This is a genomic window from Croceibacterium soli, from assembly GCF_009828065.1.
GTDB classification, from domain to species: Bacteria; Pseudomonadota; Alphaproteobacteria; order Sphingomonadales; family Sphingomonadaceae; genus Croceibacterium_B; species Croceibacterium_B soli.
In genome coordinates this window covers 133,739-156,347 of sequence record NZ_WTYK01000001.1, presented here as the reverse complement: position 1 = coordinate 156,347, position 22,609 = coordinate 133,739, and the positions used below count along the sequence as shown (strand labels likewise).

Annotated in this window: 20 protein-coding genes and 2 pseudogenes; 9 read left to right on the top strand and 13 right to left on the bottom strand. The window is 68.1% G+C overall.

Annotated elements, in window-relative coordinates; genetic code table 11:
- Nucleotides 1-13: 13 nt before the first annotated feature.
- Entirely contained in the window at nucleotides 14-526 is a 513-nt protein-coding gene (locus GRI75_RS00805; RefSeq protein WP_160745038.1) for a hypothetical protein, read from the bottom strand.
- A 101-nt stretch (nucleotides 527-627) separates the two neighbouring features.
- Nucleotides 628-1,110: a GAF domain-containing protein gene (locus tag GRI75_RS00800; protein ID WP_160745037.1), complete on the bottom strand. Its 483-nt coding sequence runs from the start codon at nucleotides 1,108-1,110 to the stop codon at nucleotides 628-630.
- A 62-nt stretch (nucleotides 1,111-1,172) separates the two neighbouring features.
- Between GRI75_RS00800 and GRI75_RS00795 the strand changes: the two genes are divergently transcribed.
- Nucleotides 1,173-2,636: a PQQ-dependent sugar dehydrogenase gene (locus GRI75_RS00795; RefSeq protein WP_160745036.1), complete on the top strand. Its 1,464-nt coding sequence runs from the start codon at nucleotides 1,173-1,175 to the stop codon at nucleotides 2,634-2,636.
- Here the strand turns inward: GRI75_RS00795 and GRI75_RS00790 are convergent.
- Nucleotides 2,633-3,460: an ATP-binding protein gene (locus tag GRI75_RS00790; RefSeq protein WP_160745035.1), complete on the bottom strand. Its 828-nt coding sequence runs from the start codon at nucleotides 3,458-3,460 to the stop codon at nucleotides 2,633-2,635. The genes GRI75_RS00795 and GRI75_RS00790 overlap by 4 nt on opposite strands.
- Nucleotides 3,461-3,485: 25 nt before the next feature.
- On the opposite strand from GRI75_RS00790, the gene GRI75_RS00785 reads away from it, so the two are divergent.
- Nucleotides 3,486-4,424, top strand: coding sequence for an L-threonylcarbamoyladenylate synthase (locus tag GRI75_RS00785; RefSeq protein WP_160745034.1), 939 nt, complete (start codon nucleotides 3,486-3,488; stop codon nucleotides 4,422-4,424).
- 6 nt (nucleotides 4,425-4,430) lie between these two features.
- On the opposite strand, the gene GRI75_RS00780 is transcribed toward GRI75_RS00785, so the two are convergent.
- The 6 genes from GRI75_RS00780 to GRI75_RS00755 form a co-directional block, all read right to left on the bottom strand.
- Nucleotides 4,431-4,757 (bottom strand): hypothetical protein, encoded by a 327-nt coding sequence (locus GRI75_RS00780; RefSeq protein ID WP_160745033.1) that lies wholly within the window; start codon nucleotides 4,755-4,757, stop codon nucleotides 4,431-4,433.
- A 237-nt stretch (nucleotides 4,758-4,994) separates the two neighbouring features.
- Nucleotides 4,995-5,528 carry a CarD family transcriptional regulator gene (locus GRI75_RS00775; RefSeq protein WP_160745032.1) on the bottom strand — a complete coding sequence of 178 codons (534 nt, stop codon included), beginning with the start codon at nucleotides 5,526-5,528 and terminating at the stop codon, nucleotides 4,995-4,997.
- A gap of 236 nt (nucleotides 5,529-5,764) precedes the next feature.
- A complete protein-coding gene (locus tag GRI75_RS00770) occupies nucleotides 5,765-6,649 on the bottom strand; it encodes a YihY/virulence factor BrkB family protein (protein WP_328597895.1) in 885 nt (294 codons plus the stop codon).
- A gap of 278 nt (nucleotides 6,650-6,927) precedes the next feature.
- Nucleotides 6,928-7,266 carry a ferredoxin FdxA gene (fdxA, locus tag GRI75_RS00765; protein ID WP_160745031.1) on the bottom strand — a complete coding sequence of 113 codons (339 nt, stop codon included), beginning with the start codon at nucleotides 7,264-7,266 and terminating at the stop codon, nucleotides 6,928-6,930.
- Nucleotides 7,263-7,574 carry a S4 domain-containing protein gene (locus tag GRI75_RS00760; protein ID WP_160745030.1) on the bottom strand — a complete coding sequence of 104 codons (312 nt, stop codon included), beginning with the start codon at nucleotides 7,572-7,574 and terminating at the stop codon, nucleotides 7,263-7,265. The genes fdxA and GRI75_RS00760 overlap by 4 nt, the downstream gene beginning before the upstream one ends.
- Nucleotides 7,575-10,082, bottom strand: coding sequence for a helicase-related protein (locus tag GRI75_RS00755; RefSeq protein ID WP_328597894.1), 2,508 nt, complete (start codon nucleotides 10,080-10,082; stop codon nucleotides 7,575-7,577). It abuts the gene before it with no gap.
- Between the two features lie 192 nt (nucleotides 10,083-10,274).
- Between GRI75_RS00755 and GRI75_RS00750 the strand changes: the two genes are divergently transcribed.
- The 4 genes from GRI75_RS00750 (at nucleotide 10,275) to GRI75_RS00735 (ending at nucleotide 14,270) form a co-directional block, all read left to right on the top strand.
- Nucleotides 10,275-11,879, top strand: a complete 1,605-nt coding sequence (locus GRI75_RS00750; protein WP_160745028.1) for a M23 family metallopeptidase — start codon at nucleotides 10,275-10,277, stop codon at nucleotides 11,877-11,879.
- A gap of 249 nt (nucleotides 11,880-12,128) precedes the next feature.
- Nucleotides 12,129-13,124, top strand: a complete 996-nt coding sequence (gene hemB / locus GRI75_RS00745) for a porphobilinogen synthase (protein ID WP_160745027.1) — start codon at nucleotides 12,129-12,131, stop codon at nucleotides 13,122-13,124.
- The gene (locus GRI75_RS00740) at nucleotides 13,117-13,683 is read left to right on the top strand and encodes a GNAT family N-acetyltransferase (RefSeq protein ID WP_160745026.1); all 567 of its coding nucleotides are present in this window, start codon (nucleotides 13,117-13,119) and stop codon (nucleotides 13,681-13,683) included. The genes hemB and GRI75_RS00740 overlap by 8 nt, the downstream gene beginning before the upstream one ends.
- The gene (locus tag GRI75_RS00735) at nucleotides 13,680-14,270 is read left to right on the top strand and encodes a gamma carbonic anhydrase family protein (RefSeq protein WP_160745025.1); all 591 of its coding nucleotides are present in this window, start codon (nucleotides 13,680-13,682) and stop codon (nucleotides 14,268-14,270) included. Before GRI75_RS00740 ends, GRI75_RS00735 begins: the two co-directional genes overlap by 4 nt.
- A 113-nt stretch (nucleotides 14,271-14,383) precedes the next feature.
- Here the strand turns inward: GRI75_RS00735 and GRI75_RS00730 are convergent, their stop codons facing one another.
- From GRI75_RS00730 to GRI75_RS00715, 4 genes are all read right to left on the bottom strand, one after another.
- On the bottom strand, nucleotides 14,384-15,979 hold the full coding sequence (locus GRI75_RS00730; RefSeq protein WP_160745024.1) for a cisplatin damage response ATP-dependent DNA ligase: 1,596 nt from the start codon (nucleotides 15,977-15,979) through the stop codon (nucleotides 14,384-14,386).
- Nucleotides 15,980-16,075: 96 nt separating this feature from the next.
- Nucleotides 16,076-17,080 carry a ligase-associated DNA damage response exonuclease gene (locus GRI75_RS00725; RefSeq protein ID WP_160745023.1) on the bottom strand — a complete coding sequence of 335 codons (1,005 nt, stop codon included), beginning with the start codon at nucleotides 17,078-17,080 and terminating at the stop codon, nucleotides 16,076-16,078.
- A gap of 71 nt (nucleotides 17,081-17,151) precedes the next feature.
- Nucleotides 17,152-19,518: an ATP-dependent Clp protease ATP-binding subunit ClpA gene (gene clpA / locus GRI75_RS00720; protein ID WP_160745022.1), complete on the bottom strand. Its 2,367-nt coding sequence runs from the start codon at nucleotides 19,516-19,518 to the stop codon at nucleotides 17,152-17,154.
- Nucleotides 19,519-19,657: 139 nt separating this feature from the next.
- On the bottom strand, nucleotides 19,658-19,864 hold the full coding sequence (locus tag GRI75_RS00715; RefSeq protein ID WP_160745021.1) for a DUF1192 domain-containing protein: 207 nt from the start codon (nucleotides 19,862-19,864) through the stop codon (nucleotides 19,658-19,660).
- 109 nt (nucleotides 19,865-19,973) lie between these two features.
- Here GRI75_RS00715 and GRI75_RS00710 point away from each other — a divergent pair, with 109 nt between their 5' ends.
- From GRI75_RS00710 to GRI75_RS00700, 3 genes and pseudogenes are all read left to right on the top strand, one after another.
- Nucleotides 19,974-20,960, top strand: a complete 987-nt coding sequence (locus tag GRI75_RS00710; protein ID WP_235911089.1) for an NAD(P)H-quinone oxidoreductase — start codon at nucleotides 19,974-19,976, stop codon at nucleotides 20,958-20,960.
- 11 nt (nucleotides 20,961-20,971) lie between these two features.
- Nucleotides 20,972-21,585 (top strand): annotated as a pseudogene (locus GRI75_RS00705) (glutathione S-transferase family protein).
- 209 nt (nucleotides 21,586-21,794) lie between these two features.
- Nucleotides 21,795-22,607, top strand: a pseudogene (locus GRI75_RS00700) (UDP-2,3-diacylglucosamine diphosphatase); the annotation flags it as partial.
- Between the last annotated feature and the right edge of the window lie 2 nt (nucleotides 22,608-22,609).

Genomic DNA, 22,609 nt, shown 5'->3' with positions numbered 1-22,609 from the left:
CTCGGCAGAGAGCCTACTTGGAGCGGGTGGTCTTTCCATCCGAGGTCGGGACGGCCTTCGACGCCTTGCGCGGGCTGCCGACGATCTTGCGACCGGCCATTTCGTCGTCGACCCATTCCTCGACCACGACTTCCTTCTCGCGGCGAAGGGGCTCGGAATAAACGTAGCGCGTCTTGATCTTCACCGGCACCATCATGACCGGGAAGCCGTATCCGGGATAGCCCGGTCCGTAGTGGAAGGCAGGGCCAGGGCCGCCATAAGGGAAGCCCATTGCGTAAGGTTCCGGATACAGTCCGCACTCGACGAGATCTTCGTCGTCAGGATAGTCGCCGTAGTACTCGCCGCCGCAGTCGCCGCGCCACTCCTCCCGATCTTCCTCCCAACGGCTGTCGTAGTCGAAGTCCGGATGGGCCGGCTCCTCTGGAAGCGGCGGCATCGGCGGCAAGTGGCCGCGATGGGCCGCGGCGGGAGCAGCGCCGGCCGCAAGGGCCACGGCGGTGAGAACGGCAACAGCCTGGCGTGTCATACGAATCTCCCGGGTCGCATCTCGCAAAGATGGCCCGGAATATTACGCCGCCGCCGGCGCGAAGCCAAAGGGCTTGCCGAAACTGTCCCGAAACGGACCGCTCAGATGCGCTCCGCAAGAAGCCGTGCAAGTGCCTCGATGCCGGCGCTGTCTTGGTCGTCGAACCGTGCGGCGAGCGGAGAGTCGAGGTCGATCACCGCGATCGCCGCGCCGCCGCGCAGCACCGGCACGACGAGCTCCGAACGGCTGTCCGCGTCGCAGGCGATGTGTCCCGGGAAGGCGTGAACGTCGGCCACGAGCTGTGTCTCCCCGCTCGCCGCCGCAGCTCCGCAAACGCCGCGACCGAACGGAATGCGGATGCAGGCGGGCTTGCCGCAGAACGGCCCGAGCACGAGTTCATCACCGATCGCGCGGTAGAACCCCGCCCAGTTGAGATCGGGCACGAGCTGCCAGACCAGCGCGGCCACGTTCGCCATATTGGCGACGGAGTCGCTCTCGCCCGCGGTCAGCGCATCGGCGGCGGCAAGAAGCTCGCGGTAGAATTCGCTCTTGGGTTGGGCGGCGTCGGCCTTGAAATCGTACATCGGCAGCGGGCTACGCCTGCTGCGCCATTGCCGCAAGGCCGCTGCTGGCATAATCAAGCGCCATGAGAATACTGAAGAAAATCGGCATCGCCCTGGTCGTTCTGATCCTTCTCCTGGCGGTCGCCGCCTGGTGGGTCCTGCGCGGCGATCCGGCCGAGCACTCGGTAGCGGAGGTCGCCGGGGACGACCCCGTACTGGCCGAGCCCGATCCGCAGACTATTCCGACGGTCGAAGTCGCCACGCCGATCGGTTGGGAGGCAAACGAAGCCCCGGCGGCGGCGGAGGGGCTGGCGGTAAACCGCTTCGCCGAAGGCCTGGTGCACCCGCGCATCGTCTACACGCTCCCCAACGGCGACGTCCTCGTGACGCTGACCAATGCGCCGGAGCGGCCGATCGCCGGCGGCTGGCTTACCAACCTGGTCGCCGGCTTCCTGTTCAGCAAAGCCGGCGCCGCTGTGCCGTCGCCGAACAAGCTCGTGCTGCTGCGCGACGCGGACGAGGACGGCCGCGCGGAGACGCAGGCCGTTCTGCGCGACGACCTGTCCTCGCCCGGGGGGATCGCCTGGACCGACGGCAATCTCTACGTGGCGAACCACGATGCGGTGCTTCGGTTCGATTATCAGCTCGGCCAGATGTCTCTGCCGGGCCGGCCGGAGAAAATCGCCGACGTACCGGGCGCGGGCAACCACTGGATGCGCAACCTGATCCTAAGCCCCGACAATACGAAGCTCTACGTTACCGTCGGATCGGCTTCCAACATCGGCGAGGCCGGCATGGAGATCGAAGAGCGGCGCGCGGCGATCCACGAGATCAATCTAGAGACCGGCCGGTCGCGCCAGTTCGCCGGCGGCCTGCGCAACCCGAACGGGCTGGACTGGAACCCGTGGAGCGGCGAGCTGTGGACCACGGTGAACGAGCGCGACATGCTCGGATCGGACCTCGTGCCCGATTACATGACCAACGTGCCGGTCGGCGCGCAGTACGGCTGGCCCTGGCTCTACTGGGGCGACATCGTCGACAAGCGGGTCGAGGCGCCGATGCCCAACTTCCTGACCGAGTACACCCGCCGGCCAGAATATGCCCTCGGCCCCCACGTCGCGGCGCTCGGGCTGGTGTTTACCAGCGAAGGCAGCCGGATGGGCGAGGCTTTCGGCCACGGCGCCTTCATCGCCCGCCACGGTTCGTGGAACCGCAAGCCGCCGTCGGGCTACGATGTGGTCTACGTCCGCTTCGACGACCGGGGGAACCCGGTGGGCAAGCCGGTGCCGGTGCTCAAGAGCTTCCTCGCCGGCGATGGGAAGACCCGCGGACGGCCCACCTGGGTTGCGTGGGACCGGACCGGGGCGTTGCTGGTCAGCGACGACACCGCCGGGATCATCTGGCGGGTCCATGCGCCGAACTCCGCCCCGGCGGCCGCGCAGGAGCGCAACTCCGGCGCGCGCCTGCCCGCCCGGCGCGAACTGCGGGGCGATCCTTCGCGAGCGTTCCAGAGTCCGCCGGCGGACCTGCAGCCCGGCGCGCTCTAAATCCGCGTGCCGGCGCGCCCGGCGAGCTCGACGATGTAGTGCCAGGCGACGCGGCCCGAGCGCGCGCCGCGCCGCTTGGCCCACTCCAGCGCATCGGCCTCTTCCCAACTCAGCCCGTGTGCTTCGGCATAGCCGCCCACGATCGCCAGGTATTCGTCCTGCGAGCAGGCATGGAAGCCGAGCGCGAGGCCGAAACGGTCGGCCAGCGCCAACCGGTCGTCGACCGCGTCGCGCGGGTTGATCGGGTCGTCCTGCTCCGACATCGTGCGCGGCAGGATCGCGCGCCGGTTTGACGTGACCGCCAGGCGCACGTTGGCCGGCCGCGCCTCGACCCCGCCTTCGAGCCAGCTGCGCAAGTGGCGCGGCCCGTCCATGTCGTCCTCCCCGAAGCCGAGATCGTCGATATAGACGAGGAAGTTGCGGCCCACGCCGGCGAGCTCGGCGAGCAGGACCGGCAGGCTGTGGAGAGCATCGGTCCCCGCCTGGATCAGCGCGAGCCGGGCCGAAGCATCGGCCTGGGCGTCACGAACGGCAGCGCGAACGAGGGCGGACTTGCCCATTCCCCTTGCGCCCCACAGCAGCATGTCGTGCGCCGCGCTGCCTGCAGCGAGGCGGGAGACGTTCTCGCGCACGGCCTGCTTCTGCCGGTCGATGCCCTTGAGCAGGGCCAGGGGCGGAGCCTCGATCCGCGCGATCGGGCGCGCGGCGTTGCCATTCCACACGTAGGCGGGATGGGTCAGCCAGTCAGTCGGCAGCGCGGACGGCGGCGCCAGGCGCTCGAGCGCGTCGGCGATCCGGCCGAGGAGTTCGTCTTGGTCACTCATCGTGCATGGCCTATAGCGCGCGGCGATGAGCGGCAAGGCAAGCGAAACGGTCAAGGCGGATGCGGATGGGATCGCCCGCGCGGCGGGAGTCCTGCGCGCGGGCGGACTGGTCGCGTTGCCGACCGAGACGGTCTATGGCCTCGCGGCACGGGCGGACAGTGCGGAGGCCATCGCGGCGATTTACCGCACCAAAGGCCGCCCCGATTTCAATCCGCTGATCGTCCATGTCGCCAGCTTTGCGGATGCGGAAACGCTCGCCCGTTTCGACGAGCGTGCGCGGAACTTGGCGGAGCGCTTCTGGCCGGGGCCGCTCACCCTGGTGCTGCCGGTGCGTGAAGAGGCTGCCGTTGCTGCCGCAGTGACTGCCGGGCTGCCGACGATCGCGCTGCGCATGCCCGCGCATCCGGTGATGCGAGCCGTGCTGGAGCAGGTCGGCCTGCCGCTCGCCGCGCCCTCGGCCAACCGCAGCGGCGGGGTCAGCCCGACGGCGGCAAGCCATGTCGGTGAATCGTTCGGCGGCGATGCGCCGATGATCCTGGACGGCGGCGCCTGCGAGCGCGGGCTGGAATCGACCATCGTTGCGCTGCGGGACGGCGGCTGGCAGCTCCTGCGGCCGGGCCCCGTCGACGAACGCGAAGTGGCGGCGATGCTGGGTGACGCCATGACGGTGGCCCCGGGCCGGATCGAAGCGCCGGGCCAGCTCGCCAGCCACTATTCGCCCGGCAAGCCGGTGCGGCTCGGCGCCACCGAAGCCCGCGAGGGCGAGTTCATGATCGGCTTCGGCGGGGTTCGGGGCGATTGCACGCTCTCCGAACGTGGCGACCTGGCGGAGGCGGCCGCACGGCTCTATGCCTGCCTGCACACTGCCGCGAGATCCCCACAGGGGCGGGTCGCCATCGCGCCGATACCGGGAACGGGCATGGGGGCGGCAATCAACGACCGCTTGCGCAGGGCGGCCGCTTAAGATCGGTTAGCGGGGCGGATCGGCGGGAACCGACGGAAGGGCCTGCTGGATGCGTGCGTAAGTCGCCCGAGCCTGCTCACAGGCGCGCTCGCTGCCGTTCTCGCAATCGCGCAGCTGCTTGTCGTATTCGCGCTGCAGCTTGCCGAGCTGCTCCTCGCGGCGGCGAATCTCCCGTCCGCGCGCCTCGTCGGCTTCGGATTGGCTCGTCGTGGCCAGGTCCACGCCCTTGCTGGCGATCCTGACCGGGGCCGTGGCCACGTCGAACGCCGTCTTGGCCAGGCATCCGCCGAGGGCCAGAGGGGCTACGAGAACGAGAAGCAGGGCAGGGCGCATGGGCGGATCCTTTCGCTCCCGGAATGCCCCTTGCCTGCCGAACGGTCAATGAACGGAGTGCCTGAAAGCGTACCGGATAAGCTGAACACATCTCCGTTCGTGGTGAGCTTGTCGAACCACGCGAGCGCTACGCCAGCGTCCTTCGACCGGGGTCAGGACCGGGGGATCGAAAATGCACGCGCAAAAAAGGCCGCCCGGTCGCCCGGACGGCCCTTTTTCGATCGCGTTCGGAGCGCCTCAGGCGTCTTCGGCGCTTTCGTAGTACTTCGGCGCGTGTTCGCGCAGCACGCCGAGGATCTTCTCCAGGGCGGCCGGCTCGTCGGTCTTCTCCATCGCGGCCAGTTCACGCGCGAGGCGGCTGGAAGCGGCCTCGAAGATCTGGCGTTCGGAATAGCTCTGCTCCGGCTGGTCTTCCGGGCGGAACAGGTCGCGGGTCACTTCGGCGATCGACACCAGGTCGCCGGAGTTGATCTTCGCTTCGTATTCCTGGGCGCGGCGCGACCACATGGTGCGCTTGACCTTGGGCTTGCCCTTCAGCGTTTCCATGGCTTCCTTCAGCGTCTTGTCGCTGGAAAGCTTGCGCATGCCGATGGATTCGACCTTGTTGACCGGAACGCGGAGAGTCATGCGCTCTTTCTCGAAGCGCAGGACGTAGAGCTCGAGCTGCATGCCGGCGATTTCTTCCTGCTGCAGCTCGATCACACGGCCGACGCCGTGCTTGGGATAAACGACATAATCTCCGACATCGAAGGCGGGCGCATTCGCAGCCATTGAATTTCCTTTCTCTCGGCAGGAACTTGTCTCATACGTCAGCAGCTTCGCGTCGCACGACCCGATCGGGCGACCCGTCCTGCTTTTTCGGTGACGTGAGGGGAGCTCCTGCTATGCCTATCGGCTGCCGGGCCAGTGGATAGGCGCGGCAGTTGTGCGACTGTGTAGCAGATTCGCAACAAATTTGCCAGCATTGTCTGATTCGCGCCGATTAGGTCCGACCCGGAGGATCGGCGTCAGGCCTTCGCCTGCACCCGCTGGCGGGCAACAGCGTTGATCTCCGCTCCCAGCAGCAGGACATAAGCGGCGAGGTAGATCCAGGTCAGCAGGACGATCACGGCGCTCAGCGATCCGTAAGTGGCGTCGTAGTTGCCGAAGTTCTCCACATAGAAACCAAAGCCGAACGTCAGCAAGAGCCACCCCAGGCCTGCGAAGGCGGAGCCCGGCGTGACCCATTGCCAGCGCGGCTCGGCTCCGTTCGGAGCATAGCGGTAGAGCACCCCCGCCGCCGCCATTCCGACCAGCAGCAGCCCCGCGTAGGTCCCCGCCTGATAGAGCGCCGCGGAGCCGCGCACTTCGGGGAACAGGGCCTCCAGCGCGGCGAACAGCACGACCGCGCCGATGACCAGCGCGCCCGCCAGGATCCCGCCGAACGTTAGGGCCAGGGCGAGCAGGGTCAGGCGCAGGAACCCGCGGTCGTCGGGCCGGGCATAGGCGATCCCGAGCGCGGTGATCACCGCCGCCGCGCCGTTGCGCGCGGCGAACAGGGCGAACGCCAGGGCCATGAGCAGCCCGAGACCCTTCTTGCCGTCCGAATCCGCCACGATTGACTCCAACTGCCCGCCGATGATCCCCGCCGCCGCGTCCGGCAGGATCGACGCCATGGCGGCAACGTGCCGGCCGACCGTCTCCATGTCGGCGACAAGCCCGTACGTCAGCACGGCCGAAAGCAGCAGCGGGACGATCGCCAGGAAAGCGTAGAACGCCACGCCGGCGGCGGCGAGGCCGAGGTTGTGCCCTCCCGCACGCTTGAACGCCTGGACGAGCACGTCTTTCCATTCGCGCGGCGCCAGGGCGAACAGAGTGGGGGAGGGGTGGTGGTGGTGCGCGGATCCGGTCACCAGCGCTCTACGCGCGGCGCGACGTTTCTATCCGGCTATCCTAAACGAAGTTGGACTAGCGGCGCCGTTCCTCTCACCGTTCCCGTTCCCATCCTCGTCATGCTGAACTTGGTTCAGCATCCATCCCTCGTGCTGCACCGGCTCCCGTGCACTGGCACGACCTCGACGCCGCGCTATTCCGCAACGCACGCTCTTGGCTGAGAGATGGGCCCTGAAACGAGTTCAGGGTGACGAGTGGGGAGGGAGCTGGCTGCATCCGCAGCCCGACCCCCCGCGGCTCAGTCGCCCGCGCCGGGCTCCGGCGTGAAGTACTTCTCGAACTTGCCCTCTTCACCCTTGTGCTCGTCGGCGTCGGCGGGTGGGTCTTTCTTCTCGGTGATGTTGGGCCACTCGGCGGAGTACTGGGTGTTGAGCTCCAGCCACTTCTCCAGCCCGCCTTCGGTGTCGGGGAGAATGGCTTCGGCCGGGCACTCGGGCTCGCAGACGCCGCAGTCGATGCACTCGGAGGGGTTGATGACGAGCATGTTCTCGCCCTCGTAGAAGCAATCCACCGGGCAGACCTCGACGCAGTCGGTGTACTTGCACTTGATGCAGGCGTCGGTGACGACGTAGGTCATGGCTGCGCGGATCCTTCTTCTGGCGCGGTTTCGCCGCCTGCTATGGCGATTGAAACTCCAGCGTCAAGCGGGCGGTAGCAGGCGCGTGCTTCCGTGGCCGAGCCGCGCCGCGCGGGCAAGGCCAGGATTTCGACCGGCAGCACGCGTGTCCGTAGCGGCAATGTCAGCACGTCACCAATGCCGATCGGCTGGTCCTGGCGGGTGACTCGCTGGCCGTTGCGCCGAATGTGGCCCTCGGCGATCCAGCGCTGCGCCGCGCCGCGCGTCTTCACGAAGCGCAGATGGCAGAGCAGGCGGTCGAGCCGCATTCAGCGAAGCAACCCGGCCAGCGCCGCGAAAGCGCTGCCTTCGCGCGGCGGTGGACCGCCTTCGCGGCGGGGCGCCTGGTCCTTGCGCGGCGCGCGCCAAGTCCACAGGACGGGAGCCGGCGGCCCGAACGCGCCTTGCGGCTGCGGCCTGGTGTGGCCCGGGCGGAAGCCGGCATCGCGCATCAGCCGGACGAAGCTGTCCGGAGTCAGCCCCATCGAAGTCGCCAGGGCCGGATCGAGCACGAAGCTCCGGCTGCCGCGGCCGCGCTGCTCGTGCGCGGCACGGAAGAGCTTCTCCGCCATGTCCACGCGGATCGCCTGGCTGCCCGCACGGCGATAGCCCGCCGGGATGTTCTTGGCGCCTTCGATCACCGCTTCCATCCCGGGGCGCAGGGGGCGGCGGTCCGCGCCGATCGCGCGCAGCAACGCACGCGGGCCCGGCTTGAGCAGGGCCGGCACGAACACGTCGAGCGAGCCGATCGTGACGCCAAGACGGCGCAGCAGCGGCCGCTTCTCCTTGGCGATAACGGCAAGGCCGGCGCCCTCCCGCGGCACCGTCCCGGCGCGGTCCGCCAGGGTCAGCAGCAGCGCGCGGACTTCCGAGCCTGCGGAGGGATCGAGCGCGGCTTCCTCGAGCTTGCGCAGCGGGGCAAGCGGCGCCAGCGCGTTCTCGAACCAGCGGTCGAGCGCCTCCGTCAGCCGCGCGCGCTGCGCCGGCGCCAGTGCGGCGAGTTCCCTCCCGAGAACCAGGCGCGGGCGCGCCGGCGACTTGCCGGGTTCGATGGTGGCTACGGTGTGCTGACCGCGCAGGACTTTCCCCGCTTCGATCCGCAAGTCGCCGAATTCGCTCGCCACGAGGCGCCGGGCCTTCTCGGCGAGCAGTTCCGGCAAGTGCCTTTCGGCGGCGGCGAGCATGAGCTTGCGGTCCTCGTTGCTGGCTTCCGCATCGACCACGAAGCGAAACCCTTCGAGGTGGCCGATGTGCTCGCCCTCCACCAGGACGCGGCCGTCCTCCTCCAGCGCAACGCGCAGCAATCCGGCGTCTTTCCCCATTGTCTTCATCAATACCGCGGTCCGGCGGTTGACGAAACGCTCGGTCAGCCGCTGGTGCAAGGCATCGGACAGGCGCGCTTCGGCCGCCCGCGCCCGCGCCGCCATCTCGTCACGCGCCAGGACCCAGTCAGGGCGCTGGCAGATGTAGGCCCAGCTCCGCACGGCCGCGATGCGGCCCTGCAGCGTGTCGATGTCCCCCTGGGTGCGGTCCAGCTCCGCGATCCGCGCGGCAACGTAATCGGCGCCCAAGTGCCCCTGGCGGAGGTCCTGCCACAGGCGGGCGACGAACCGGGCGTGCATGTCCGGCCCCTGCTGGCGGAAGTCGGGCAATTGGCACGCCTCCCACAGGCGCCGGACCATTCCCGGCGTCGTGACGTCACTGCCCAGGGCGTCGCCCTCGGCGAGCCGCTTGAGCACGGCCAGGTCGATCGCTTCGGGCGCGGGGAGCAGCTGCTCGACATCCGGTTTCGCTTCCAGGTCGGCGATTAGCGTGGCCAAGCTGTCGAAGCGCGGCTGTGCCTCCCGCCAGTAGAGTTGGGTCAGCGGCGCGAAGCGGTGCTCCTCGATCGCGTAGACCTCTTCCTCGGTGAACTCGGCGCTGCCGAAGATCTTGCCGCCGGTAAGCGTGCCGAAGGTGCCGTCCTGGTGATGGCGGCCGGCGCGGCCGGCGATCTGCGCCATCTCGGCCGGGTAGAGGCGCCGCTGGCGGCGGCCGTCGAACTTGCTGAGCGAGGCGAACGCGACATGGGTGACGTCGAGGTTTAGCCCCATGCCGATCGCGTCGGTGGCGACGATGTAGTCCACCTCGCCCGACTGGAACAGCTCGACCTGGCGGTTGCGCGTCTCGGGGCTGAGCCCGCCCATGACCACCGCCGCGCCGCCGCGGAAGCGGCGCAGCATCTCGGCCATCGCGTAGACATGCTCGACCGAGAAGGCGACCAGCGCCGAACGCGGCGGCAGGCGGCTGAGCTTGCTCGATCCGGCATGGCGCAGCGTGGAGAACCGCGGCCGGTCCTCGATCTGGGCGCGGGGCACTAGCGCGCGGACCATCGGCTCCAGCGTCGCGGCGCCGAGCAGCATCGTCTCTTCCCGCCCGCGGGCGTGGAGCAGGCGATCGGTGAAGATGTGGCCGCGTTCCGGATCGGCGGAAAGCTGCGCCTCGTCCAAGGCCACGAAAGCCTTGCCGCCGCCGTCGCGGGGCATGGCTTCGACCGTGCACAGCAGATAGCGCGCGCCGGGCGGCTCGACCCGCTCCTCGCCGGTGATCAGGGCAACGGAGGCGTCGCCCTTGAGCTTGCGCACCTTGTCGTAGACCTCGCGGGCCAGCAGGCGCAGCGGAAACCCGATAGCGCCGCTGGAATGCCCGCACAGGCGCTCGATCGCGAGGTGCGTCTTGCCGGTGTTGGTCGGGCCGAGCACGGCCCGCACCCGACTGTCGGTGTCGGAATGGCTCACTACATGGCTGAATGTGGAGGCTAATCTCCGCGCCCGCAAGTGCGGGCAACGCTTCGGCGCAAGATCGACTCGGCTGGTCCGCATTAGGCGGAAATTTACTTTATTCGGGCATCCCTTTGATTCACAAAGCAGCACGGGTCGTGCCGCGCCTGTCCGGGACCGACAGGCAATCGGCTGCGCAGGAGGGCGCACTTGTTCAAGGATCGTGACATCGATGGCGTGCCGCATGGCGCCCACGGCGGGGCCGTGGCGCTTTCGCACGCGCAGATCCTTGGCGAATCCACGCCTGCGCGGCTGGTGCGCGTCAAGTCCTTCGGCGAACGTTACGAGCAGTGGCGCCAGCGGGCTTCGGTGTCCCTGGCCCAGCTCGACCTTGCGCCGAACCTGGCGGCCGATATCGGCTCCCGCCGCTGGCTGCGCGGCACCGCCACGCTGCTCGGCCTGTCGGCCCTGGCACTTACCGCCTGGCCGGACTTCGCGCCGCTCGAAGCGGCTCCTGCAATGGCTCTCGACGGCAGCGCGCACGACGAGTTCCGCAGCCAGATGATCACGCCGCTCGCGTTCGGCGCCGACAGCGGCCGGCGCATGGGCGCGACGCGTGACGTCGTGGCGTTGCGGAACGCGCCCGAGCGCCCGCGGGTCGACCTCGTGGCGACGCTTTCGCCCGGTGACAGCTTCCAGCGCATGCTGGTGCGCACGGGCGTTGGCGATGCCGAAGCCTCGCGCATCGCGCAGATGGTCGCCGGAGCCATGCCGCTGGGCGAGATCGCCCCCGGCACGCAAGTCGACATCAGCCTCGGCCGCCGCCCCTCGCCGAACGTGCCGCGTCCGCTCGAGGCGCTGTCGTTCCGCGCCCGCTTCGACCTGCAGCTGGCGGTGGAACGCCGCGGCGGGCGGCTCGCGCTCGATCCGCGCCCGATCAAGGTCGACACCACGCCGCTGCGCGTGCAGGGGACGGTCGGCTCCAGCCTCTACCGCTCGGCCCGCGCGGCCGGCGCTCCGGCCAATGCCGTGCAGCAGTACTTGCGGGCGCTGGGCCAGGAAATCGATCTCGACAGCGCGATCGGCGCCGGCGACGAGTTCGACCTGATCGTCGAATACAAGCGCGCCGCCACCGGCGAGGTCGAGGCGGGCAAGTTGCTCTATGCCGGGCTGCTCCGCGGTGGGAAGCCGCGCAAGCAGCTGATGCGCTGGGGAAGCGACGGGCGGTTCTATGAAGCTTCCGGCGTCGGCGAATCGCGCCAGGGCCTGCTCGCCCCGGTGCCGGGGCGCGTCAGTTCGCGCTACGGCATGCGCCGCCATCCGATCCTCGGCTATCGCCGGATGCACAGTGGCCTCGATTTCAAGGCGGGCTCGGGCACGCCGATCCTTGCCGTGACCGACGGCACGGTCGAATTTGCCGGCCGGCGCGGCGGCCACGGGAATCATGTTCGGCTCGATCACGGAAACGGCCTCGACACGGGCTATTCGCACATGAGCCGCATCGCGGTGAGCCGCGGACAGCGCGTGCGCCGCGGCCAGGTGATCGGCTACGTGGGTTCGACCGGCCTCTCGACCGGACCGCACCTACACTACGAGATGTACCGCGGCGGCAGGGCCGTCGATCCCTCCAGCGTGCGCTTCGTCACGCGCGCGCTGCTGACCGGCAGCGAACTCTCCGCCTTCCGCAACCAGCTCGCCACTCTGCAGCGGGTCGAACCCGGCGCCGCGCTGGCGAGCCTCGCGCCTGATCCGGCGTTCTCGGAAGAGCCGGTGCGCGAAATCGACCGGATCGAGAGCAAGCAGAAGGTTTCCTGAGGGAGGCCACCCGCACCCAGCTCCGTTCGTGGTGAGCCTGTCGAACCACGGAGGCGCTGCGCCAGTGTCCTTCGACAGGCTCAGGAGGAACGGAGGTGGTGGCTCACATCTCCGTTCGTGGTGAGCTTGTCGAACCACGAGAGGCGGGACGCCAGCGTCCTTCGACAAGCTCAGGACGAACGGGGGTTGGGTGGCTCACAATCTCCGCCCGATTGCTCCCCGCAATAAATTGCGGCAGGAACCCTGCCGATGACAGCGTCCTACCCAGCCACTCGCATGCGCCGCACCCGGGCCACGGCCTGGAGCCGGGCGCTTCACCGCGAAAACGTGCTCACTCCGGCAGACCTGGTCTGGCCGCTGTTCGTGACCGGCGGGCAGGGCGTCGAGGAACCGGTCGCCTCCTTGCCCGGCGTGTCGCGCTGGTCGCTCGACGGCATCGCCGCCCGGGCCAAGGAGGCGGTTGCGCTGGGGATCCCGTGCATCGCGCTGTTCCCCAACACGGCCGCCGACCGCCGGAGCGACGACGGAAAGGAAGCGCTCAACGCCGACAACCTGATGTGCCGCGCGATCAAGGCGATCCGCGATGCCTGCGGCAACGACATCGGCGTGCTGACCGATGTCGCGCTCGATCCTTACACCAGCCACGGGCAGGACGGCCTGCTCGACCGTGACGGCTATGTCGTCAACGACGAGACGGTGGCGGTGCTGGTCGATCAGGCGGTCAACCAGGCGCAGGCCGGCGCTGACATCGTCGCTCCGTCGGACATGATGGACGGCCGGGTCAGGGCAATCCGCATGGCGTTGGAGATGGCCGGGCAGCACAACGTGCAGATCATGTCCTACGCCGCGAAATACGCCTCGGCGTTCTACGGGCCGTTCCGCGATGCGGTCGGCTCCGGCGGGCTGCTGAAGGGGGACAAGAAGAGCTACCAGATGGACCCCGCCAACGGCGACGAAGCGCTGCGTGAAGTCGCGCTAGACATCGCCGAGGGGGCCGACAGTGTGATGGTCAAGCCGGGCCTGCCCTATCTCGATGTCGTCCGCCGGGTGAAGGAGCGCTTCGACGTGCCGGTGTTCGCCTATCAGGTGAGCGGCGAGTACGCGATGATCGAAGCCGCCGCCGCGGCCGGCGCGGGCGACCGGGAGGCGCTGGTGATGGAAACGCTGATGGCGTTCAAGCGCGCGGGCTGCGCCGGCGTTCTCACCTATCACGCACCTCTGGCTGCGAGGCTTCTCGGTGCCTGAGTTCCGGCAGGAGACGGAGCGCCTCGTCTTGCGCGACTGGACCGAGGCGGACTGGCCGGAGTTCTTCCGCGTCACCAACACGCCGACGGTCATGCAATGGCTCGGCGGGGTGCTGGACGAAAGCGCCAGGGCGGCTCTGCGCAGCCGCGTCGAGACTTGCGCAGCGCTGCACGGCCACTGCTTCTGGCTCGTCGAGCGCAAGGCCGATGGCCGGCACCTGTCGGGCGAGCCGCTCGGCTTTTGCGGGCTCAAGCGTGCCGATGCCCCTGGCAGCAGCGTAACCGGCGAGTTCGAGATCGGCTGGCGCCTGCGGGAGGACGCGTGGGGCCGCGGCTACGCAAAGGAGGCGGCGCGCGCCGGCCTCGCGGCTGCGTTCGATCGCTTCGCCGCGACGCAAGTCGTGGCGCTGACGGTGATCGGCAACGAGCCGAGCTGGGGGCTGATGAAGCGGCTCGGCATGCGGCGGCGCGAGGAGCTGGATTATCCCGACAGCCGCTTCGAGCCGCCGCTGCGGGACACCATCGTCTACTCCCTGTCACGCGACGAGTGGAAACGATGAGCACCGCCGAACGCTTCCCCTGGGCGACGATCCTGCCGTTCGAGGGCAAAGTGCCGCGCATCCACGAAACCGCCTTCGTCGCGCCCGGCGCGCGCATTATCGGGGACGTGACGATCGGGCCGCAGGCGAGCGTGTGGTACAACTGCGTGCTGCGCGGCGACATTCACCGGATTGAGGTCGGCGCGCGCTCCAACGTGCAGGACGGGAGCGTCTTCCATGTCGAAGGCCCGCGCCCGGATACCGACGGCTGCCCGACGATCATCGGCGAGGATTGCGTGATCGGCCATATGGCGGTGGTCCACGGCTGCACGCTGGAGGACCGCGCGTTCGTGGGCATGGGTGCGGTGGCGATGGACGATTGCCGCATCGGCGAAGGCGCGATGCTCGCGGCCGGCGCGCTGCTCAGCCCGGGCAAGAAAATCCCTCCGCGGGAGATCTGGGTCGGCCGCCCGGCCAAGTTCCTGCGCACGCAGGACCCGGCGCAAGTCGAGAAGATCCGCTTCCAGACCGAACGCTACTGCCGGCTCGCCGAACGGCACATGGCGGAGCTGACCGCCGGGCAGATGCCGCGCGGCGCGACTTCCTAGACACTAGGAAAGCCGTCGTCCCGGACTTGATCCGGGACGCTGGCCGCTTGTTACCGCGCTCCGAAGTTTCGACCAGGAGGCCAGCGGTCCCGGATCGGGGTCCGGGACGACGATCAGTCGCGGATCAGCGCCTGTAGCGCTTCGATCCGATCCGCTTCCTCAGCCGGCTTGTCCCAGCGGATGCGGCTGATGCGGGGGAAGCGCATCGCCAGGCCCGACTTGTGGCGCTTGCTGGCGTGGACGGAATCGAACGCCACTTCGAACACCAGGCTCTTGTCGGTTTCCCGCACGGGCCCGAAGCGGTTCACCGTGTGGTTGCGGACGTAGCGGTCGAGCTGCTTGAGCTCCTCGTCGGTGAAGCCGAAGTAGGCCTTGCCGACCGGAAGCAGCTCCGCACCCTGCTCCGGATCGCCGTCCCAGCAACCGAACGTGTAGTCGGAGTAGAAGCTGGACCGCTTGCCGCTGCCGCGCTGGGCGTACATCAGCACGCAGTCGACCAGCAGCGGATCGCGCTTCCACTTGTACCACAGACCTGTCTTGCGCCCGGCGACGTAAGGGCTGTCGCGGCGCTTGAGCATCAGCCCTTCGATCGCCTCGTCGCGCGCGCCCATGCGGATCTCGGCGAGATGCTCGAAGTGATCGGCGTCGACGACCGCTGAGAGATCGAAGCGATCGGCCGGCAGGCGCGGCATCAGCGCTTCCAGGCGCGCGCGGCGTTCAGTCCAGGGCAGGGCGCGCAAGTCCTCGCCTTCGAGGATCAGCAGGTCGTAGAGCCGCACGAAAGCCGGGTAGTCGGCCAGCATCTTGCCCGACACGGTCTTGCGGCCAAGGCGTTGCTGCAGCGCGTTGAAGCTGGCCGCGCCGCCCGCTTCGCCGCCTTGGTGCGAGCCCTGGACCAGCAGCTCGCCGTCGAGCACCGCGGGAATGGTGAGTGCGCCGGCCATCTCCGGGAAGCTTCCGGAGATATCGTCGCCTGTGCGCGAGAATACCCGCGTCTCCCCTCCGGCATGGACGAGCTGAACACGGATCCCGTCCCACTTCCATTCGGCGACGTAGTCCTTCAGGTCGACGACCGTTTCGTCGAGCGGGTGGGCGAGCATGAAAGGGCGGAAGAGCGGCAGGTTCTCCGTGTCGGGCGGATCGGCGCCTTCGGCCGCCCAGGCGAACAACTCGGGATAAGGCGCGGCAAGCCCGTGCCAGTATTCCTCGACCTCCTCGACCGCCACGTCGAAGGCCTGGGCGAAGGCGGTCTTGGCCAGACGGGCCGAGACGCCGACCCGCATTCCACCGGTCGCCAGTTTGATCAGCGCGAACCGGCCGTCGGCATCGAGCCGGTCGAGCAGCCGCGGCAGTTCCGACAGGACCGACACCCGCGTCATCGCGCCGAGCCGCTCCACCGCCTCGCTGACCGACGGCGGTGCGCCGGTCTCGCCGATCAGCTCCGGCCAGAGCAGGCTGGCGGTCTCGGCCGTGTCGCCCACGAAGTCGCGGCTCAGCGCCCACAGCACGGGATCGACGCGTTCCATCATCAGGTTGCGAATCGTACTCGGCTTCACGGCCGCGAAGCTCAGCCCTTCGGTCAGCGCCGCCAGCGCCCAGCCGCGATCCGGATCGGGCGTTTGGCGGAGGTACTCGGCGATCAGGCGCAGCTTCTCGTTGCGGCTGCGGGTGTAGATCAGCGCATCGACGAGGGTGGCGAATTCTTCCATCAGTCGTCGTCCCGGACTTGATCCGGGACCGCTGGCCGCGAAGTCCGGACCAGGTGGCCAGCGATCCCGGCGTTCGCCGGGATGACGAGGCCTGCCTCAATCATCCTCGTCCTCGTACCCGACCAGTGCCAACGCCCGCGCGCGGCGCTGGTGGAGCTGGCACCAGCGTAGCAGCGCTTCCTCGCGCCCGTGGGTGATCCAGGTCTCCGCCGGATCGACTTCCGCGATCGTGCGGGTGAGCTCGCCCCAGTCGGCGTGGTCGGAGATCACCAGCGGCAGCTCGACATTGCGCTGGCGGGCGCGCTGGCGCACGCGCATCCAGCCGCTGGCCATCGCGGTGATCGGATCGGGCAGGCGCCGGCTCCAGCGGTCGTTGAGCGCGGCCGGCGGGCAGACCACCAGGCTGCCGCGCAAGTCGTCCTTGGTGTGGTCGGACACCAGCCGCAGCTCCCCTAGGCCCACGCCGAATTCCTCGTAAAGCCGGCACATCCGCTCCATCGCCCCGTGCAGGTAGATCGGATCGTGATGACCCGCCGCGCGCACTTCGGCGATCAGGCGTTGTGCCTTGCCCAGCGCATAGGCGCCAACGAGCACGCACCGATCGGGATGATCGCGCAGTGCCTTCAGTAGCTTGCCGACTTCCTGCTCCACCGGCGGGTGGCAGAATACCGGCAGGCCGAATGTGGCTTCGGTGATGAAGACGTCGCAAGGCGTGACTTCGAACGGGGGACAAGTGGGGTCGGGCCGGCGCTTGTAGTCGCCGGTGACGATCACCCGTTCCCCCGCATGCTCGAGCAGGATCTGCGCGGAGCCGAGCACGTGGCCGGCGGGGATGTAGGTCGCGTCTACTCCGCCGGGCAGGCTGATCGTTTCGCCGTACCCCACCGGCACCGCGCCTTCGCGGGTCTGGTAGCGCAAGTCCATGATCGCCAGCGTCGCCGGCGTGGCGATGGTCTTGCCATGTCCGCCGCGGGCGTGATCGGCATGGCCATGGGTGACGAGCGCCCGCTCCACGGCCTCCGAGGGATCGATCCAGCAGTCGGCCGGAACGACATGGATGCCGTGCGGTTCGGCCCTGATCCAGGAGAAGTTTGCAGCCATGCCTGGTGGAGAAAGGCGTTCGCCGCCGCCTCGTTCCACGTCAGGCCATGGCTGCTTTGCCCATCAAGGGCTCAGTCTTCGCTTTCGCCGTCGTTTTCCTCGACCGGCGGAACCGACTGCTTGTTCGCCGCCGGCACGTTCTTCGGCTTGCGCTTGGACGCCTTCGGCGCCGCGGGAGTCAGCTCGAAAGCCAGCTTGTCGTCCTTCAGGCTGACGTGGACTTCGCCGCCGGAGGAGAGCTTGCCGAACAGCAGCTCTTCGGCAAGCGGCTGCTTGACCTTCTCCTGGATCAGGCGGGACATCGGCCGTGCGCCCATGAGCTTGTCGTAGCCGCGCTTGGCCAGCCATTCGCGCGCATCCGAATCGAACTGGATGTGCACGTTCTGGTCGGCGAGCTGGAGCTCCAGCTGAAGGATGAACTTGTCGACCACGCGGCTGACGGTCTCGGTGCCGAGGTAGCCGAACGGCACGATCGCATCGAGGCGGTTGCGGAACTCGGGGGTGAACATCTTCTTCACCGCCTCCTCGCTCTCTTCCACCTTGGTGCTCGAACCGAAGCCGATGCCCTGCTTGGCGGCATCCGCCGCGCCGGCATTGGTGGTCATGATCAGCACGACGTTGCGGAAATCGACCGTCTTGCCGTGATGATCGGTCAGGCGGCCGTTATCCATCACCTGCAGCAGGATGTTGAACAGGTCGGGATGCGCCTTCTCGATCTCGTCCAGCAGCAGCACGCAGTGCGGATGCTGGTCGATGGCGTCGGTCAGCAGGCCGCCCTGGTCGTAACCGACATAGCCCGGAGGCGCGCCGATCAGGCGGGAGACGCTGTGCCGCTCCATGTATTCGGACATGTCGAAGCGCTGCAGTTCTATGCCCATGATCGAGGCGAGCTGGCGGGCGACTTCGGTCTTGCCGACACCGGTCGGCCCGGTGAACAGGAAGCTGCCGATCGGCTTGTCCGGTTCGCGCAGCCCAGCGCGGCTGAGCTTCATAGCCGTCGACAGCCGCTCGATCGCCTGGTCCTGGCCGAAAACGACGCGCTTCAGGTCCTTGCCCAGGTTCTCGAGCGCCTTTTTGTCGTCGCTCGAGACCGACTTCGGCGGGATCCGCGCCATCGTGGCGATGACGGCCTCGATCTCCTTGGAGGTGATCTTCTTCTTCCGCTTGGACGGCGGCACCAGCATCTGCATCGCGCCGACCTCGTCGATCACGTCGATCGCCTTGTCGGGCAGCTTGCGGTCGTTGATGTAGCGGCTGGACAGCTCGACCGCGGTCTTGATCGCGTCGGGCGTGTAGCTGACCTTGTGGTGCTCCTCGAACGCGCTGCGCAGGCCGCGGAGGATCTTGATCGTGTCCTCCACCGTCGGTTCGTTCACGTCGATCTTCTGGAACCGGCGCAGCAGGGCGCGGTCCTTCTCGAAGTGGTTGCGGAACTCTTTGTAGGTGGTCGACCCGATGCAGCGGATCGCGCCGCTGGAAAGCGCCGGCTTCAGCAGGTTGGAAGCGTCCATCGCCCCGCCGCTGGTTGCGCCGGCACCGATCACCGTGTGAATTTCATCAATGAAAAGAACGGCTTCCGGCATCTTCTCGAGCTCGGAGACGACCTGCTTCAGCCGTTCTTCGAAGTCGCCGCGATAGCGCGTACCGGCCAGCAGCGCGCCCATGTCGAGCGAGAAGATCACGGCGTCGGCCAGAACCTCGGGCACTTCGCCTTCGACGATCTTGCGGGCCAGGCCTTCGGCGATGGCCGTCTTGCCGACGCCCGGGTCGCCCACGTAGAGCGGGTTGTTCTTGCTGCGGCGGCAGAGGATCTGGATGGTCCGGTCCACTTCCGGCCCGCGGCCGATCAGCGGATCGACCTTTCCGTCCAGCGCCTTCTGGTTGAGGTTGACCGTGAACTGGTCGAGCGCGGAATCCTTCTTGCCCTTCTCGGACTTCTCCTCGCTCTTCTCAGTCGGAGTTTCGGCGCCATGCGGCGTGCGGGTGTCGGACTGCTTGCCGCCCTTGCCGATCCCGTGGCTGATGAAGCTGACCGCGTCGAGACGGCTCATGTCCTGCTGCTGCAGGAAGTAGACGGCATAGCTGTCACGCTCGGAGAACAGGGCCACCAGCACGTTCGCCCCGGTCACCGTGTCCTTGCCCGAGGACTGGACGTGGAGAATCGCCCGCTGGATCACCCGCTGGAAGCCGGCGGTCGGCTGCGGATCGGTTTCCTCGTCGGTCTTGAGCGACTGGTATTCCTGGTCGAGGTACTGGCGCACCACGTTGGCCAGTTCGTCCATGTCGACACCGCAAGCGGTCATCACCTCGGCCGCGTCGGGATCGTCCACCAGCGCCAGCAGGAGATGCTCGAGAGTCGCATATTCGTGCGCCCGGTCGGTTGCGTTCTGCAACGCTCCGTGGAGGGTTTTCTCGAGGCTTTGGGCGAAACTTGGCATGTCTATCTGTCCGTCTGACTGGGTATACGATCCGAAGGCTTTATGGTTCTGCCACATCGCGATGAATGGCGGCGTAACGTCCCTTGCCGGCAAGAACGATATGGTGCGCCCCGCCGCGAATGCGAGGGGCCGCGGGCCATCAGTCGCTCTCTCGCGGTCGGAAGAACGCATCGGCTGCCCGCCGATGCTCTGCGGTCCTGGCGTGGTGCGCCCGGACCCGCTCGATCTCGGCTTCAAGGATCGCGATCCGCTCGATCAGTTCGTCCTGGGAATAGGTGTCGAGACTTTCCTTCGCCAGCAGGCTGGCCGCATCGCCGCGTGCGCGGGGAAGGTCGTCTGGGTCCATGAGCGCAGAGCATCACCAGCGCCGCTTGCTGTCAATACGCCCAGTCATTAGGCCTGTGGACCGTGGCAAGGAAGCGACAGGGGGCCCAGGCTTGAAACTGCCCGATCGAATGACTGCGATTGCGATCGCCGAACCTGGCGGGCCGGAGGTTCTGCGGCCCGAGCAGATCGCCGTCCCGCGCCCCGGAGCAGGCCAGGTCCTGGTCAGGGTCGCCTTCGCCGGGGTGAACCGTCCCGACGTGCTCCAGCGCCTGGGACGCTACCCGCCGCCGGAGGGCGCGTCGCCGATTCCCGGGCTCGAGTTGTCGGGCGAAATCGTCGCGCTCGGCGAGGGCGTTCCGACAGATATGCTCGGCCGGAAGGTCTGCGCTCTGGTGACCGGCGGCGGCTATGCCGAATATTGCTTGGCCGACTGGCGCCACTGCCTGCCCGTGCCGCCCGGCCTCTCGCTGGCGGAGGCGGCGGCAATGCCGGAGACGCTGTTCACCGTGTGGCACAACGTGTTCGAACGCGGCTGGGCCAGCGAAGGCGAGACCTTGCTGGTCCACGGCGGCACCAGCGGCATCGGCACTATGGCGATCAAGCTGGGCAAGCTGTTCGGGCTGACAGTGATCGTCACTTGCGGGGACGATGCGAAATGCGCCGCCGCCCGCGCGCTCGGTGCCGACCACGCGATCAACTACCGCACGCTGGACTTCGTCGAAGAGGTCAAGGCGCTGACCGGCGGCAAAGGCGCCGATCTGGCGCTCGACATGGTCGCCGGCGACTATACCCAGCGCAATCTCGACTGCCTGGGCGCGGACGGCCGTCTGGTGACGATCGCCGTGCTCGGCGGGGCCAAGGCGACGATCAACATGGCCGGGCTGATGGTCCGGCGGCAGACGATCACCGGTTCGACCCTGCGCACCCGGCCCGACGGCTTTAAGGCCCTGCTGGCCCAGGAAATCGCCGAAACCGTCTGGCCTCTGGTGGAGGCGGGCAGGCTGCGCCCGGCGATGGATCGCACGTTCCCGCTGGCCGATGCGGCGGCGGCGCACGAACGAATGGAAGCGGGCGAGCATATCGGCAAGATCGTGCTTGAAACCGGTTTGGTCTGAGGGGGAAGCGAATGGAAAACCTGGTGCTGCACGAAGATCGCCGCAGCGGAAACTGCTACAAGATCCGCCTGACCGCGGCCCTGCTCGACCTGCCGCTGGAGCGCCGCGAGTACGACATCATGAAGGGCGAGACGCGGACGCCCGCGTTCCTCGCCGAGGTCAATTCCAACGGCCGCATCCCGGTTCTGCAGGTCGGGACGCGTTTCCTGCCGGAAAGCAACGCCGCCTGCTGGTATCTGGCCGAAGGCAGCGCCCTGATCCCGGAGGACCGGTTCCAGCGGGCCGACATGCTGCGGTGGATGTTCTTCGAACAGTACAACCACGAACCGAACATCGCCACGCTCCGCTTCTGGCTCGCCTTCGTCGGCGAAGCCAACCTCACGCCGCAGCAGCGCGGGCAGGTCCCCGCCAAGCGCCTGGCCGGGGACGATGCCCTGGCGGTGATGGACCGCCATCTCGCCGGCCGGACTGGTTCGTGGGCGACAGCTGCACGCTCGCCGACATCGCGCTCTACGCCTACACCCACGTGGCGGAGGCCGGCTGCTTCCGCCTGGGCGACTTTCCGCAGGTCTGCGCCTGGCTCGATCGGGTCGCCGGGCTGCCCCGCTACGTGCCGATGGACTGACCGCAAACCGTCACAACTTTCCCCGAACCGACGCGGAACTGTGAATCGCCTGTAACAAACCGCTGCCATTGCCGAACCCGAATGAAGCAACACGGGTCGTGCCCATGCTCCATGCTTACGAAGACATGCTGGTCGGCAACAATCGCGCCACTTCCGCCTTTCCGGGAGCCTTTTCCAGGCGCCGCTTCCGGGCGCCTCGCGCTGCCGAGCCTTCGCTCGACGGCCGGCGCCGCTTCCGCACGATCTGGATCAGCGACGTCCATCTCGGCACCAAGGGCTGCAACGCCGACCTGCTGATCGACTTCCTCGACAGCACCGACAGCGAAACGATGTACCTCGTCGGCGACATCATCGACGGCTGGCGCCTGCGGAAGAAAGTCTACTGGCCCGCGGCCCACAACGACATCGTCTGGCGCATCCTCAAGCGCGCGAAGCGCGGCACGCGGATCGTCTACGTGCCAGGCAACCACGACGAGATGGTGCGCCAGTTCGCCGGCATGAACTTCGGCGGGGTGGAGATCGAGCGGGCGGCGATTCACACCACTGCCGACGGGCGCCGCCTGCTGGTCATGCATGGGGACGAATTCGACGCGGTCATGCTGGCCCACCGCTGGCTCGCCGTCGTCGGCGATGCGGCTTACACGGTGCTGATGGGGCTCAACCGCTGGGTCAACGTGGTGCGCCGCCGCTTCGGGCTGCCGTACTATTCGCTCAGCAAGATGGCCAAGCACAAGGTCAAGAACGCGGTCGCGTTCATCTCCGCTTTCGAGGAGGTCGTCGCCAAGGCGGCGGCGGGGCGCGGAGTGGACGGGGTGGTCTGCGGCCACATCCACACGGCCGAAATCCGCGAGCTCCAGGGCATCGAGTACTACAACGACGGCGACTGGGTCGAAGGTTGCACCGCACTGGTCGAACATTTCGACGGACGCATGGAAATCCTCCACTGGCCGGAGGAGATCGCCCGGCGCGAGGCCGAGCGCGAGGCCGCCAGCGCAGCTCTCCGCCTGCCGGCGGCGGCGTGAGC